Here is a 13,502-nt window from a genome sequence, read left to right on the forward strand (position 1 = left end):
ATGTACAACGCGCTTGTTGAGGCGTTTCGCTCGGCGCAGGTCGCTTCGTTCGATGCCTATGAGCGGGTCAGCGCGCTCGCCGCGCAGGTCTCCGATGCTGCGATCGTGCCCGTGCCTGTCGACCAGGCTGGCGACTTTCGCCGGTTCCTTCGACGCCTCGTTGCCAGCCTCATCGATCGGGCAAGCAACGAGTTTGGCATCGAAGGGGCTCCCGTGTGCATCGACGAGACGCGCATTCCGGTGAACGGCCACCCGAACGTCTGGGAGGCCATTCGCGCCGGGGAGACGCCCCATCTCGACCGCTACTGGCGGGTGCTGGCCGAACGGTACCAGGCCAGCGGCCGCGCATTGGCGTACCGGCAAGTCGCCGAGACGCTGGCCGCGGCGCTGCAGCTCGATCAGCCCAATGCCGTGCGCCGGCACGCCAAAGTCGTACGGCTGCGGCTCAAGGCGCCGTCGTTGCCTGTGGCTGCCGCGCGCCCGTCACGGCGAGTCGCAGCAGACGCGCATGCTGATCTGCGCGCGGCATTGTTGGCGTTGGCCACCTATGCGCAGGATGCAGGCGAGCCCGCGCTGGCAGGCTGCCTGCGCCAGTTCGACCATGGGGAGGTCTTCGCTGCCCAGCAGCGGCGGACTTTCCCGGGATTGGACGTCCTGCAATACAACGAGTACTGGGAATTGCGGTTCGCCGCGCCTCTCGGCGAACGCCTTCTGGCGTTCGTCGCCCAGTATCTAATTGAGCCGGCTGCTGCCTAGAGCAGACTGGCACCTCATCCATTGCCCCGTCGTCGACGGGGCATTTTCTTTTTAGGAATCCCTATGACTCATTGGTACGAGCCCCTGCGGGCCATCGTCAGCCTCGGTTCGCAGGCAGACAAGATATCCCACATGGGCGAGCTGCACGCCGCGCGCCAGAGGCATCTGTCGCAGTTCTTCACCCCAGATGCCATCGCTCGGCTGATGTGGGGCGTTGTGGATAGCTGGCGCCCTGGCCGTAAGGTCTCGGTGCTGGACAATTCGGTCGGTTCCGGCCGCCTGTTGCAGTTCGCGGATTCGGCGGTGCACACGCTGTATGGCGTCGACGTGCATGAGCCGACGATTGCCGCCGTCCAGCAGTGTGTAGACGCGGCCGGCTTCGAGGGAAGCTTCCGCATGGCTGGGATGGAGGAGATCCACCCGCGCCACTTCGACGTGGCCCTCATCAACCCGCCGTTCTCGATCCACCTCGAATCGCCGCACCTGCAGCCCTTCGGCTGCACCACGTGGGGCCGGTTTGGGGCCAACAGCAGCGCGCTCAGCCATGAGTATGCGCTAGCCCAGGCGCTCGAAGCCGCACAGGTGGTGGTGGCGTTGCTGCCGACGAGCTTTGTCGATCGCTTCGTGAACGTCCTGGACCACCGGGATACGCACAGCACCGCGGCGCGCCGCGTGGTCGGTATCTTCGATTTGCCGGCCTCGGCCTTCCGCGAGGAAGGCGCCACGGTGCACACCTCCATTGCGGTGTTTGGCCGCTACCGGATGGGGCGCGTCGTGCGCCAGGCGCACGGCGATTTCACCGTCCCGCTGCCCGGCCTGGACCTGAACGTGGACGACCGCCATTTCCAAGAGCCACGCCTGAACCATCAGGTTCTGGACGATTCCGGTCCTACCATCACGCGGCCGGTGACCTCGCAGAAACGGGTACGCATTGCCCATGATAGCCGTCGAATCGTCCTGGGCTTCGAGTGTGGACTCGTGGAGGCCATGGTGCTCAACCGGGTGTTCGATCGGCGCATCCTCCCGTTGGACGGTCAGCGCCTGCCGCACGGCATGCGCTATGCCGGCAGCGGGCGCCTCGATCTCGAAGCCTACCTGGTGCAGGACGACCCAATGGCAGCGCTGGATGGCCTTCTGCGGCTGATCCGAGAGGCCGGCGGGGTGCCTGACCTGGCACCGGGCTTCTTGGAGCATTTCGGGAAGCGGCTGCGGCGAAGCGCGCGCCAGGCGACGCCTCTGCGGCACACCGTCTGGACCACCGGCGTCAATGCGGCGGAAGCCATCAACGGCGTGGCGCTCAAAAGCCATGTCGCGGATCCGCTGAAGTGGGGCAGCCCGGTGATTAAGGCCGGCGAGGCCGTAGCGTTCACCCGGCAGCCGGACGGCCGCTATGCTTACCAGGCGGGCGGTGCTCAGTTTGTGCTGACGCTGGATGAGCTGATGAGCCGCTTTGCCGTCAGCCGGTCGGCCCAGACATGGGAGACCGTGCACGAAGGCCTCTCGGTGAAGTACCCGGGACAGGCACTAGCGCTGCGCCGGCGCATGCATGCGCTCGGCATCGAGAGATGGCTGAACTGGGGCTTTCAACAGGATGACCTGGTGGAGCTGCTGCAGAAGCCGTCTGGTGCGGTGGCTGCCTGGGAACAGGGGTGCGGCAAGTCACGGCTCGCCGCGGCGCTGATCCTGCTGGCGGGCGTCAAGCATGGCCTGATCGTCGTCGAGGCACGGCTTGTACCGGAAATGCGTGCCGAGCTCGCGCAGATCCTGCCGCCGCCGGCGGTACACATCATCGACTCGCCGGACAGCCTTGGCGAGCTCGGGCAGATCAATCTCATTGCCTACGAGCGGCTGCGCATGCCGGTGTCCCGGGAATCTTCCCGGCGCGTCACGTACGCCCATCGGCTCCGACGCCGGATTGGCCTGCTGGTGGCCGACGAAGGGGAACGGTTGTCGAACCCGAACAGCGACCAGTGCCGCGCGCTCTGGCAGCTGTCGGCGAGGCGCCGCTACATCCTCACTGGTAGCCCTATCGCGAACTACCCGCGGGACGTGTTTGGCCTCATCGCCTTCACGGGGGGTGATGGTACCGCCGCTCAGCCCTACGGCTACCGCCGTGGCTATCTGGATAGCCACTGGCTGGCCACCGTGCAGCATGCCCAGCGCGGTGTAGATCGGTTCCGGGATGATTTCGTCGTGCTGGAATGGGTGACATGGCAGTTTGCAGAGAGCCTGCAGGATGGCGCAAAGCGGGAGGTGCCGAAGATTGGCAACTTGCCGTTGTACCGCCAGATGCTGGCGCCTCACGTCAAGCGCCGGCTGGTTTGCGAGCCTGACGTGGCCAGGTACATCCAGATCGATCCACCGGCAGTCGAAGTGGTCGAGACGGATTGGGACCCGGCGCATCTGTCCTTGTATCTGCGCACGGCCGACGAGTTCGCGGATTGGTATCGGGAGATCCGTCGCACCGACGGACGCTCGAACAACCTGATCGCGATCCTGGCGCGCATCCGCGCAGTGCACTTCGCCGCCAACTACCCGCAGCATGGGGTGGACGGGGTGGGGGCACTGGGGCAGGTCACCAGCAAGCAACGGGCCGTGATCGACCGGCTGAATGCGATTGCCGAGGAAGGAAAGCAAGCCATCCTGTTTGCTGAGAACCCCGGAGTGATCGACTTGATAGCCGGCCAGCTCAAGGACCGTGGCGTCGAGGCGGTGCCGTTCCACGGCGGCATCCCAATCACGAAACGCGTGGCCGACAAGGACAAGCGGTTTGTGAACGGCACGGCCACCGGACTGCTGTGCACAAAGGGTTCGGGCAGAGCAGGGTACAACCTGCCCAACGCTGACTACGTGCTCTTCTACGACCGTTCGTGGACCTGGCGTATCGAGTATCAGGCGATGCGACGTGCGCTGCGGTGGAACCGGAAGGGCCAGTTGAAGGTTATGTACTTCCATCTGCCGGGAAGCATCGATGTCTACCAGGACCAGATGGTGGCGCACAAGCGCGACGCCATGGAAGCCGGGTTGGACTGGGCGACGCCGGAACTGGAGGATGAAGCGTTCCTGCATATGGATACGCTTCTCGATGCATTTGTCGAGGATCTGGCTGCGCTACACGGCCGCAAGAATCGCGACCAGCGCGAACTGCTCAAGGAGGCAGCATGAAAGCGAACGAGTGCACTGTCACCCTGGGTGAAGGCGTGGCGACGATCAAGCGGCGCGGAACGCGCGGCACGACTGTTGCCAACGTCCTCGGCACGGTGGAAGCCAATGGGGTGGAAGTCATCTGCCTCGACCGTCTCGTCCATGGCATTTTTGAGAGCGAGATGGGCGGTTGGCAGGTCAGCGGGGCGGTCACCACCCTGCTGGCCAGACCGATCGGCCCATTGCCGGAGAAAGGCACCCAAAATAGCTGAGCTTTCAGGGCAATGTGACGCCCCAACCGCCATAAGATAGTTTCCGTAGCGCCCCGCTACGGAAACTCTCTCAGATGGACCCGTTCTCCCAACCCTCCCTTCGTGGAGGGTTTTTTTTTTGCCCAACCCCGTCGCTAAGGGCTTCTGGATGGGCACGCTGGCGCGAACCTCTTGATCCATAGGACCGAGTTCGGATATCCTCTCCCAACTTTCCGCGTCCCTGACGCATCGACCCTGCACCTTCTGGTGCCAGCTTCTGCAGTACGGTGGCTTCCCGCTTAGCCGGGCCAGTCCATCCATTCCAATCCCATCGGGAACCACGTTCCCGGTGCGGCTACGGGTTCCCATTCCGTTTCGGAGAACCCACAATGCAATTCCCATCTGCTGTCCGCATCCGCCAGATCCGTACTGGCCGCTATAACCCGCGCACGTACTTCGATCCGGTCGAGCATGCGGAGTTGACGAAGTCCATCCGTGAGAACGGAATCTATCAGTCGCTTCTGCTGCGACCCATCGAAGACGATGAGTTCGATTTCGAGCTCGTCGCGGGCGAACGGCGCATTCGCGCAGCCTTGGAGGCCTTTGGCCCCGACGGCGAAGTTCCCGTCCTCATCAAGAAAATGTCCGACGAGGAGGCTGACCGAGCAGCGCTCATCGAGAACGCCCAGCGCGCCAACATGTCGCCGTCCGAGGAGGCCGTTGCTGCCTCCAAGATCGTTGGTCACTGCAAAGGAGATCGCGAGGAAGCCGCAAAGCTGCTTGGATGGTCCCGCTCGACGCTGGATAAACGGCTTGCTCTGATGAATTGCAGCCAGCCTGTCCAGACCGCCCTTAATGAGCGCAAGCTCCAGCTCGGTCACGCCGAGTTGCTGGCCACGCTCGCCAAGGACAAGCAGGACAAGCTCCTGCCGGTCATCATCGGCGAGAAGAAGTCGGTGTCGGAGTTGAAGAAAACCATCGAGGCGGCCGCGTGCAGCCTGGAAGCGGCGATCTTCGACAAGACCGACTGTGCCGCCTGCCCGCACAATTCTTCGTTGCAGACGGAATTGTTCGGCGAAGCGATTGCCACGGGGAACTGCACCAACCGGGCCTGCTACACCGAGAAGACCGATAGCAAGCTCGAGGGCATTGCCTATGGACTCAAGGAAGAGTATCCGATCGTGCGCATCATCCGCGCCGGCGACAACCATACTCGCATCCAGCTGAAGGTGGACGGACCGACCGGCGTCGGCGAGGAACAGGCCAAGGCCTGCCACGCCTGCCAGAACTTCGGTGCCGCGGTCAGCGGGCTGCCGGATTCCATGGGCAACGTCTACAACGGTCAGTGCTTCGATACGGCGTGCAACCAGAAGAAGGTGGCCGATCGGATCAAGGCCGAGCGTGATGCAGCCAAGGCGCCTGCTGCAAAGCAGACCGCCGGCAAGCCGGCCGCGGCAACGAAGGGTAACAACAAGCCCTCCGCCGCTGCGGACAAGCCAGTCACGTCGATCAGCGAGTCGGAGAAGGTGAAGCAGTATCGCACCGAGCTCTGGCGCAAGGCGCTGCGCAAGGAAGTCGCGCAGAACGCCGAGCAAGCGAATGCTTATCTGCTGGCCATGGCCCTGAACGGTTTGTCGCGCAACATCGGCGGCGACGTGATGGGCAAATTCTTCGAAAAGCTCACCGAGCAGAAGTCGTCTTCGACCCTGCAAGGTTGCCTCACATCAGTACACGGAATGGATGGTGGCCGTCGGCAGCAGCTGACGATCGGCATGACGGTGGCGGCGATTGACGGTATGGAGGTGAACAACCTCCGGGAACTGTGCCGGTACCACAAGCTCGACCTGTGCAATCACTGGAATCTGCAGAAATCGCAGGAATTCCTGGAGATGCTGACCAAGTCCGAGATGAAGGTCCTGGCCGACGAACTCGGCATCCGCAAGGTGCTGGGCGACAGTTTCGCCAGGCTTTTCGGTAAATCGAAAGGCGAGGTGGTCGCCGGCCTGCTGGCCGTCGACGGTTTCGACTACGCCAGCAAGGTCCCCAAGGTCCTCGGCTACTAATTCTGCGCTTCAAGTGGGGTGGCGCCGCTTTGGCGCCGCCCCGTCTCACACTTTTCTTTCAAGGATTCACTCTATGTTCACTGAACTGGCTGCGCTCGTTCGCGCGAGCGAGAAAGTCGTCGTCACGCTCACGATGCAGGGCGACACCATGTCTGTTGTCGTCGTGCCCGTCATCAAGGACGCCGCGGATGCTGCCCTCAGCACCCCGTTGGCGCTGGCGGCAACGCCGGCGGAACTCGATGAGGGTTTCGCCGCCGCGGTTGCTGGTGTCAGCGCTGCTCGTCAGTCGCTTGCAGAGCAGGTCGAGGCCACCAAATCCATCCTGGAGGCGGCCAAGACCTCGCAGTCGACCAAAGCCACCAAGGCCCTGGCCAAGGCGGCGGCATCGACAGCATCGGAAACCACCCGGGAGAGCGATGACGACGACCAGCCGCAAGGCGATTCGGGCGCACAGGCTACGACGCCAGCGGTCGGCGGTCCGTCCGTGCCGACCGGTACCGATCTCGCATCGCTGCTGTAAAGGGGACTGCCATGGCACTCGAAGTCAAGAAGCTAACGCGCGAGTTCTCCTATAACGGCATGACGCTGATGGACCCCGGTCCACAGTTCACGCCCCAGCAGGTGCGCGATGTCTATTCCGCCCAATACCCCGAGCTGACCACCGCCGCGGTGGACGGCCCGGAGCACAAGGGCGATGTTGCTCGCTACACGTTCGTGCGCGCTGCCGGCGCGAAGGGCGCGGATGCGTAAATCTGACCTCATGAAAGCGCTGTCCAGTGGGCAGTTCGCCGACATCACCAAGGAGCCGCCCGAAAGGGCGGCTTTTTTACATTCCGAGGAGACTCAACAATGCTGTTCGATCCTCGGTCGTTTGTTCTTGGACTCGATCCGGGACAACGACCCGCATGGACGTCACACCGACAGCATTCCGCTGCCGGACGTCGACCTGCCCATGATTTTCTGACGCTGCCGCAGTTGCCCGCCTCCATCCCCGCCACGGCGCGCCTGACCTATGGCGACGAGGTGGAGGTGAAAGACCTGGTGACCGCGCAGTTCGCCGCCGGCGTACTGCGAGCCAGCGATGTGTCCAATCCGACCAGCGCCGGTGACGCCTTTACCCAAGCCATGTTCGCATGGTTGGAAAGCCGTACCCCTGCGTGTCAGCGCTTGCAGTTCGGCCTGACATTGATAGATCGTGGTGCTGCCATGGACCAGGTCATGCAGTTCGGCTGGGAGGACGGCCTGGAAGCGCCGCTCTACCTGGCCATCGAATTGCCCGGGGAAGAGGTGTACGCGATCGGAGAGGTTCGCGCGCAAGCGATGCGATCCGCTCATCCGTCGCTTCTCTTTACCGCCATGAGTCTGATCAATGCCGCATGCGGTAAGTCGCTGTTCCTCCGAACGCCGGACATGCTGCTGGACCAGTTCGCCCGTTGGCACTGGGAGTACGACTCGACCCTGGCCGACGACGAGAACGCCCGCGAGTTCCTCAAGGAGAACTTCGGCGGTGATGACCCCGATATCGAGCGCTATCTGCCGTCGGTGGTTCGTGCCGAGCTGGCACCGGACGACACCCTGCCGAAGCACGCACATGTCGACCCGGCTTCGGTCCGTTTGAGTGAGCTGCGCCCGCGCGTCTTGCGCAAGCTGGCGTGTTTGCACGATGGCTGGCTGAGCGAGCTTTGTACCGCGCTTGCCGACCTCCGGCTGTTGTTGGCCAGGGTAGGGGAGAGGTCAGCCATCGACGGCGCCCAATGGGCCGAGCCGGCGTATTCAGCGGCGACCATTGCCTACCGGCCCAGCGACTATGTGTCGGAAATCCTGGATGACCACTATGAATGCCTGAACAACGCTGGCGACGCCACGATGTTCCAGTGCTTCATCCCACTTGCTGAGGACGCCACGGCGATCCGCCAGCAGTTCCAAGACCTCGCAGGCATGCTGAAAATCATCGGCGCGCTTGACCGGGTGCTCACACTCATTTCTTCATAGGAGGGCCCCATGGCCGAGATCCTGACCGCTTCGCGGTCGCACGACGTGGCCCTGCAAGGGGCCATTTTGCTTTACGGCCGCTCTGTCGGGGACTTTTCGTATGCCACCGCGCACCGAGTCGAACCCGACGCGACAAGCGCTCGCCTGACCATCGGTGCCGGCACGCCGCTTAATCGCCTTGCGTTGATCCAGGCGGTGCGGCAAGTCGCCGAAACCTCGCTGCCCAAGGGCGAGTTCCTCACGCCCAATGTGCTGTCGATTAGTCCCACCGCGGTCACGTGGTGGTGCCCGGCCGAAGAACGGCGAGTCTTTTTTCACTGCAAGGAGTTCGGCGAACGCAACGCGGTGGTGCCGCATCCGGCCCTGGTCTTCCAGGCGTCGCACCACGGCTTCCGAGTCTTTGCGCTGCATGGGGACGATCGGCCGGTACCGGAGACGGTGCTCCACGAGCCACCCTACTTCAACACCTGGGACAACGGGAAGATCTGCATTGGCAGCGCTCACGTGCCCAAGCAGATCGACGTGGCATCCATCGCAGGCTGGGAAGCGGGATTCTTCAATTCCGCGTTCACCCATCCGAACCACGGGGCGCAGCGCGTGAAGTACCAGCGCGGACCCTATGCCTTCTGGAAGGAGATGCTCGATGGGAAGTTCCCGGACTACCCCAAGCAAGTCCTCATCCCCATGAAACGCACGCTGGCCGATCTGATCGCCGGCAAACTGGAGAAGTAATCATGCATCCTGCAGACACTGCCCTGCAGCAGTCCTTTCCGACCGTCATGGTGCCGCGCTTCGGGCAGCTTGCCGCGATGGAGCGGCCCGGTGAGCGGTTGCTCATCGCGGCCAACGGTGTGTTTCTTGAGATCGCCCGTCCGTGGCTGCGCATGGTGCGCCGGCTTGGCGCCTTTGAGCACCGCACCGCCATTCCGTATGGCGAGGCGGCGGAGGCGACCGAACTGCACTGCGGCCGGGTGCCAGCCCAGCTGATCGGCGAGTTCGCCGCGATGGCCCGGGCCGCGTATCCGAAGGAAACTGGCGCATGGATTGTCTGGAATGCCGCAAGCGCGACGTTCCGGCTGATCCCGGTCGGTATCCTCGAGCACAGCGGCGAGCACTTGAATTATGAGCGCCCCGTGCTGGCAGATGACGACGTGCTCGTGGTGGACTGCCATTCTCACGGCGGCCATCCGGCCTTCTTCTCGGTGACGGATGACCAGGATGACCGCCATGACGTGAAGTTTGCGTTCGTGATCGGGAACTGTGCCGCCCTCGCGCCTTCGATGGCGCTACGCCTTTGCGCCAAGGGTATTTTCGAGACGGTGGAGCGAGTGCCAAGTGACTGGTATTCGGCGGCGCGCGAGGAGGTGTTGGCATGAACTTCGAGCACCGCATCCCTGCGAGCATGGCGACCCGGGCGTGGAAAGTGGTCGTGGTCGGTGCCGGTGGCACCGGCAGCGCGCTGCTGCCCAATCTGGCTCGGCTGCACCACGCCATGCTCGAATTGGGCCACCCAGGCGGCATCGACTGCACGGTCTACGACGACGATACCGTCAGCGAGACCAATGTCGGCCGACAGGGGTTCTACCCGGTGGATGTTGGCCTGCCGAAGGCTACCTTGCTGGTCAATCGGCTGAACAACTTGATGGGCACACGCTGGGAAGCGCGCGTTTGTCGCGTTGGCAGCCGCGACCGCTTTCAATGCGACATGGTGATCGGCTGTGTTGACACCCGAAAGGCTCGCAAGGCCATACTGGGTGCGATGCAGCGCGGCTCCGGCGGCTACTATCTCGACTGCGGCAACGAGTCGGACAGTGGTCAGGTGATCTTGGGGCAGGTCCGCGGCAAGGCGGCAGAACGGCTGCCCCATGTGGGCGACCTGTTCCCCGAGCTTCTGGACCCGAAAGGAGACAAGAAGGACACGGCGCCGTCGTGCTCAATGGCTGATGCGCTGAGCCGGCAGTCGCTGGTGATTAACCAGGCGATGGCGGTGCAGGCGTACAATTTGCTCTGGACGCTGTTCCGCACGGGCACCTTGCAGTACTGCGGCGCGTTCGTGAATCTGGCCGTGGGTCGCACGAACCCGCTGCCAGTGGATCCCCAGGCCTGGGCGCGATTCGGGTTTCACTTGCCTGAGCCGAAGGGACGTGCAACTCGCGCGACCCGCCAGACCGATTAAGCCCGCCACCCCCGACATTGTCGGGAGTGGCTTTTTTATTTTTGGGCGGCCTTGGTTGTCGAGCTGCGCAGTGCGCTGCTAAGATCGCGTCACACTTCGCGTCCAGGACGCATCGACCTCGTGGCACTCCGCCACAATCCATATTCAACCCGTTGGGGCAGCTGCCCTGACGGCGTGCTCCATCATTTCTCTCGGAGCACCTATGAATGAAAAAATCCAAAACCAGACCGCACGCGCTTACCGTCGCGTCCTTGTGACAGGCAGTTGGCTGCCGGATGACGTCGCCGTCGGCGCCTACTGGAATGGCGCGATGTGGAACGGCTTTCCAGTGCCGGTGTTCACCAGCGAGGATGGCGATGCGCTGTGCGCCGTGATGCCGAATCTCGTCTACGTGGCGGGCCGCCGGGCGTTCCTGTTCGAGGAGAATGACCATGTCGAGTGGTTCCACCCTGCGGTGCATGTCATAGAAGGCAAGGAACAACATCTCTATGCGATCGGTAATGGCTGGTGCTGGCAATTCGCCGACGCAGGAACGAATGCGGTAGGGATATCTGGTAGCTACCTGGTAATGCAACTGCGCCCCCAGGTTGGTGCGTGGCTCGAGAACCTCGCCCAGGAGAATGGCCAGTCGCTGGCGGACTACGCCGATTTCTTGCTGACAAGCTTCTGCGAAGAGCGCAGGGACGGTCGGTCCAGGTTCGACCTGTCCGGCTTCGAGGCGACGGTTTCCCGGGTCAGGCTCGCGACAGCGATTCCACAAGGCCAGACGGTGCAAGTGCGCCGCGGTACGTGGGTCGCCCTCGTCGACGCGGTCTTGTCGCTCGCCGCAGCAGAGGACGGCGGCGCGCAATCGCGGCTCTCGCGCGAGCGGTTCGCCGAAACCGTGCTGGACAGCCTCGCTCGCGAGCTGGGCGGAGTGGTCTAGCCCCTCTCCACAATCGGTACTGGGCCTGCTACCATTACGGCACCTTCCGCGTCTCAGACGCATCGACTCTTCCGGTTGTATAGCCGGGCATCTCTTTCTCCCACCACGGGCCTTCCTGCCCGTGGGCATGTTGGCCCATTTTTTTTGAGGCCATCATGATCAAGCGAGTCTTCCTGCTTTTCCTTTGCTTTGCCATGTTCACTGGCTGCGCTGCACAGCCGACTTCGCCGAACACCTACCGGGGTTCCGAAGCGCTGCGCACGGGTAGCGCCGAGACTGTTACCGTCGTCCGGGTCCGCCCGGTCACGATCGCCGACAGCGACGGCATGCTTTCCGCGAACTCGGGCGTGCCCGGTGTTCTCGGCGCCGTCGTCGGCGCGGTGCTCGGTGCCCGCGTCATCGGCAACGGCAACGGTCGTTACCTGGCTGGCGCATTGTCTGGCACTGTCTCCGCGGTCATTGCGCAGACCGCCGCTACCCACCTGAATCGCCGCGATGGTGTGGAGGTCATTGTCCGTACGGACCGTGGCCGCCAGATTGTCGTCACGCAGGACGCAGATCAGCAGTTCGTCACCGGCGAGCGACTGTATCTCGTCTCTGGTGCCGGCGGCTATCGTCTCACTCGCTAACGGGCTCCAGTCGGAACCTCATTTCCATGCAACTTCCCCGCGCGGGCCTCCCCGCGCGGGGGGCTCTGCGCGAACTGGAGCCATCATGTTCGACGTTGCAGAAGCTTCCCCCCTCACCACCCCGATCGAAACGAAAGGGAAGTACATCTTTGAAGTCGCTGACGACGTCCGCCGTCAGTTGCGCAGCGCGGGACTCGAGCCGGAATGGCTGAATGCTGCCAATTTTATGGACGACGACAACGAGGCATTGTACGGCCCGAAATCGTCGCGCCAGTGGCCGCAGATCGGTGCTCGCGAACGGCTCGCCGTCTCCGTGCAGCGTGGCCGGTGCGAAGGCTGGGTGGTCTTTGTCGACCGCATCAGCTACTCCGGCGACGCCCCCAACCTGGTCACCGTTGGTCAGAAGCTGTTGATCGGCAAGGTGTTGACCGAGCGCCAAGCGTGGGACACCGTCCGAGCAATCAGCAAGCTGTTTGATATTGCCTGAAATTCAGGCCAACCCTTGCAAGCCCGAGAGGGCTTGCCCAACCGTCGACGGTTCGGCAAACCGCTTTCACCCGCGTCATTGACGCATCGACCCACTGTTCGGCACTGCCGAACCAACCCATTGCGGGACACTCGTCCCGTCAGGGAAGGGATGTCCCGATCCATTTTGAGGACACCCATGAAACTTCCCAAATCATTCTTGAGCCAGCATCCGTCGACAAACGCCGCGGCCGGCCACGCCGTTCGCCGTGACGCATGCCGTGTGCTACGTCGCTTCGCCGGCGACATGGCCCTGCGCCCGCGCGACTACACGATCCGCGAGCATCGCCAGCGTCGTCTTGACGTCGACGTATTCGCCTTGCATACGGACTCGCTGCTGTTCGAGATCCAGCATGGTACCGGTCAGCACAGTGTGGTGCACATGTCCTATCGGACATGTCGCGGCCGCAACGACCTGACCGGCGGCCGCGACAACACCGTCAGCGTGGAGTCGCTTGGTACTGAGCAGGGCTATGCCGATCTGGTTTCCACGCTGCGCGTGGTGGCCGGGCGGCGCGGTTAAGGAGCTTCCGGTGACCCGTCTCATTAAAGTCACCTTCACGGCGACCTCTGGCGAGGAAACCACAGGCTTTGCTTCGTTGCATAAGGACGACATTGTCGAACTGCCAGCACGCATGATGATGCGAGTCTCCGCAGCTGTGGACGCCGGCGAAGGATATGCCATCGTCGCGCACCAAGGCGGATATGGAGTGCCGCTGATTCATGTCCTAGACTCCCGTTACAAGCTGGATGTCAGGCACGCCACCAGAGACGCTTGGCTTACCCGGTTGGACGACGCATTTCGCAAGCCGAGTAAGGATCAAATGCAAGCGTACGGACGGTATTACCATACGCTTTCGGCGGCCTGCGCCGTTGGTTTCGCCGGCTATGTGGCAGGAACTTCTTCCTGGTCCATGGCCACCGTCATCAATGCAACCTGCTTGTTGGCTGGCGCTGCAGTACTATTTGCCATCGGCGCGGTTCTTGCGAAAGGAGATAAGTGATGTTTGGTCCATTTGTTCTCGGCTTCGCGTTGTGCAT

Annotated in this window: 15 protein-coding genes; all 15 read left to right on the top strand. The window is 63.0% G+C overall.

The window, feature by feature from the left end:
• The 15 genes from ACIP1U_RS16065 to ACIP1U_RS16135 all read left to right on the top strand — a co-directional run bounded on the left by ACIP1U_RS16065 (position 1) and on the right by ACIP1U_RS16135 (position 13,465).
• On the top strand, positions 1 to 756 hold the full coding sequence (locus ACIP1U_RS16065) for a hypothetical protein (protein ID WP_400316556.1): 756 nt from the start codon (positions 1 to 3) through the stop codon (positions 754 to 756).
• Positions 757 to 819: 63 nt separating this feature from the next.
• Complete coding sequence (locus ACIP1U_RS16070; RefSeq protein ID WP_400316558.1) at positions 820 to 3,921, top strand: SNF2-related protein; 3,102 nt, start codon at positions 820 to 822, stop codon at positions 3,919 to 3,921.
• Positions 3,918 to 4,172 carry a hypothetical protein gene (locus ACIP1U_RS16075; protein WP_400316560.1) on the top strand — a complete coding sequence of 85 codons (255 nt, stop codon included), beginning with the start codon at positions 3,918 to 3,920 and terminating at the stop codon, positions 4,170 to 4,172. The genes ACIP1U_RS16070 and ACIP1U_RS16075 overlap by 4 nt, the downstream gene beginning before the upstream one ends.
• 368 nt (positions 4,173 to 4,540) lie before the next feature.
• Positions 4,541 to 6,214 (top strand): PRTRC system ParB family protein, encoded by a 1,674-nt coding sequence (locus ACIP1U_RS16080; RefSeq protein ID WP_400316562.1) that lies wholly within the window; start codon positions 4,541 to 4,543, stop codon positions 6,212 to 6,214.
• A gap of 73 nt (positions 6,215 to 6,287) precedes the next feature.
• Positions 6,288 to 6,734 carry a PRTRC system protein E gene (locus ACIP1U_RS16085; RefSeq protein WP_400316564.1) on the top strand — a complete coding sequence of 149 codons (447 nt, stop codon included), beginning with the start codon at positions 6,288 to 6,290 and terminating at the stop codon, positions 6,732 to 6,734.
• An 11-nt stretch (positions 6,735 to 6,745) separates the two neighbouring features.
• Positions 6,746 to 6,964 (top strand): PRTRC system protein C, encoded by a 219-nt coding sequence (locus tag ACIP1U_RS16090; RefSeq protein ID WP_018004047.1) that lies wholly within the window; start codon positions 6,746 to 6,748, stop codon positions 6,962 to 6,964.
• 99 nt (positions 6,965 to 7,063) lie between these two features.
• Positions 7,064 to 8,206 carry a PRTRC system protein F gene (locus ACIP1U_RS16095; protein WP_400316567.1) on the top strand — a complete coding sequence of 381 codons (1,143 nt, stop codon included), beginning with the start codon at positions 7,064 to 7,066 and terminating at the stop codon, positions 8,204 to 8,206.
• A gap of 9 nt (positions 8,207 to 8,215) precedes the next feature.
• Entirely contained in the window at positions 8,216 to 8,938 is a 723-nt protein-coding gene (locus ACIP1U_RS16100) for a PRTRC system protein B (protein ID WP_400316569.1), read from the top strand.
• A 2-nt stretch (positions 8,939 to 8,940) separates the two neighbouring features.
• Complete coding sequence (locus tag ACIP1U_RS16105) at positions 8,941 to 9,582, top strand: PRTRC system protein A (protein ID WP_400316571.1); 642 nt, start codon at positions 8,941 to 8,943, stop codon at positions 9,580 to 9,582.
• Entirely contained in the window at positions 9,579 to 10,382 is an 804-nt protein-coding gene (locus ACIP1U_RS16110; protein WP_400316573.1) for a PRTRC system ThiF family protein, read from the top strand. Before ACIP1U_RS16105 ends, ACIP1U_RS16110 begins: the two co-directional genes overlap by 4 nt.
• 202 nt (positions 10,383 to 10,584) lie before the next feature.
• Complete coding sequence (locus ACIP1U_RS16115) at positions 10,585 to 11,307, top strand: hypothetical protein (RefSeq protein WP_400316575.1); 723 nt, start codon at positions 10,585 to 10,587, stop codon at positions 11,305 to 11,307.
• A 155-nt stretch (positions 11,308 to 11,462) separates the two neighbouring features.
• Positions 11,463 to 11,936: a glycine zipper 2TM domain-containing protein gene (locus ACIP1U_RS16120; protein ID WP_400316577.1), complete on the top strand. Its 474-nt coding sequence runs from the start codon at positions 11,463 to 11,465 to the stop codon at positions 11,934 to 11,936.
• A gap of 85 nt (positions 11,937 to 12,021) precedes the next feature.
• Positions 12,022 to 12,423 (top strand): hypothetical protein, encoded by a 402-nt coding sequence (locus ACIP1U_RS16125; protein WP_400316579.1) that lies wholly within the window; start codon positions 12,022 to 12,024, stop codon positions 12,421 to 12,423.
• Positions 12,424 to 12,600: 177 nt separating this feature from the next.
• Positions 12,601 to 12,984 (top strand): hypothetical protein, encoded by a 384-nt coding sequence (locus ACIP1U_RS16130; RefSeq protein WP_400316581.1) that lies wholly within the window; start codon positions 12,601 to 12,603, stop codon positions 12,982 to 12,984.
• Between the two features lie 10 nt (positions 12,985 to 12,994).
• Positions 12,995 to 13,465 (top strand): hypothetical protein, encoded by a 471-nt coding sequence (locus ACIP1U_RS16135; RefSeq protein WP_400316583.1) that lies wholly within the window; start codon positions 12,995 to 12,997, stop codon positions 13,463 to 13,465.
• Positions 13,466 to 13,502 lie beyond the last annotated feature (37 nt).

The sequence above is a fragment of the Cupriavidus sp. NPDC089707 genome (assembly GCF_044748965.1).
In the GTDB taxonomy this organism is placed as follows: Bacteria; Pseudomonadota; Gammaproteobacteria; order Burkholderiales; family Burkholderiaceae; genus Cupriavidus.

What these genes read in the sequence shown, in the direction of transcription:
- ACIP1U_RS16065 (WP_400316556.1), top strand. Translation starts at nt 1, where the DNA reads ATGTACAACGCGCTTGTTGAGGCGTTTCGCTCGGCGCAGGTCGCTTCG.
- ACIP1U_RS16070 (WP_400316558.1), top strand. Translation starts at nt 820, where the DNA reads ATGACTCATTGGTACGAGCCCCTGCGGGCCATCGTCAGCCTCGGTTCG.
- ACIP1U_RS16075 (WP_400316560.1), top strand. Translation starts at nt 3,918, where the DNA reads ATGAAAGCGAACGAGTGCACTGTCACCCTGGGTGAAGGCGTGGCGACG.
- ACIP1U_RS16080 (WP_400316562.1), top strand. Translation starts at nt 4,541, where the DNA reads ATGCAATTCCCATCTGCTGTCCGCATCCGCCAGATCCGTACTGGCCGC.
- ACIP1U_RS16085 (WP_400316564.1), top strand. Translation starts at nt 6,288, where the DNA reads ATGTTCACTGAACTGGCTGCGCTCGTTCGCGCGAGCGAGAAAGTCGTC.
- ACIP1U_RS16090 (WP_018004047.1), top strand. Translation starts at nt 6,746, where the DNA reads ATGGCACTCGAAGTCAAGAAGCTAACGCGCGAGTTCTCCTATAACGGC.
- ACIP1U_RS16095 (WP_400316567.1), top strand. Translation starts at nt 7,064, where the DNA reads ATGCTGTTCGATCCTCGGTCGTTTGTTCTTGGACTCGATCCGGGACAA.
- ACIP1U_RS16100 (WP_400316569.1), top strand. Translation starts at nt 8,216, where the DNA reads ATGGCCGAGATCCTGACCGCTTCGCGGTCGCACGACGTGGCCCTGCAA.
- ACIP1U_RS16105 (WP_400316571.1), top strand. Translation starts at nt 8,941, where the DNA reads ATGCATCCTGCAGACACTGCCCTGCAGCAGTCCTTTCCGACCGTCATG.
- ACIP1U_RS16110 (WP_400316573.1), top strand. Translation starts at nt 9,579, where the DNA reads ATGAACTTCGAGCACCGCATCCCTGCGAGCATGGCGACCCGGGCGTGG.
- ACIP1U_RS16115 (WP_400316575.1), top strand. Translation starts at nt 10,585, where the DNA reads ATGAATGAAAAAATCCAAAACCAGACCGCACGCGCTTACCGTCGCGTC.
- ACIP1U_RS16120 (WP_400316577.1), top strand. Translation starts at nt 11,463, where the DNA reads ATGATCAAGCGAGTCTTCCTGCTTTTCCTTTGCTTTGCCATGTTCACT.
- ACIP1U_RS16125 (WP_400316579.1), top strand. Translation starts at nt 12,022, where the DNA reads ATGTTCGACGTTGCAGAAGCTTCCCCCCTCACCACCCCGATCGAAACG.
- ACIP1U_RS16130 (WP_400316581.1), top strand. Translation starts at nt 12,601, where the DNA reads ATGAAACTTCCCAAATCATTCTTGAGCCAGCATCCGTCGACAAACGCC.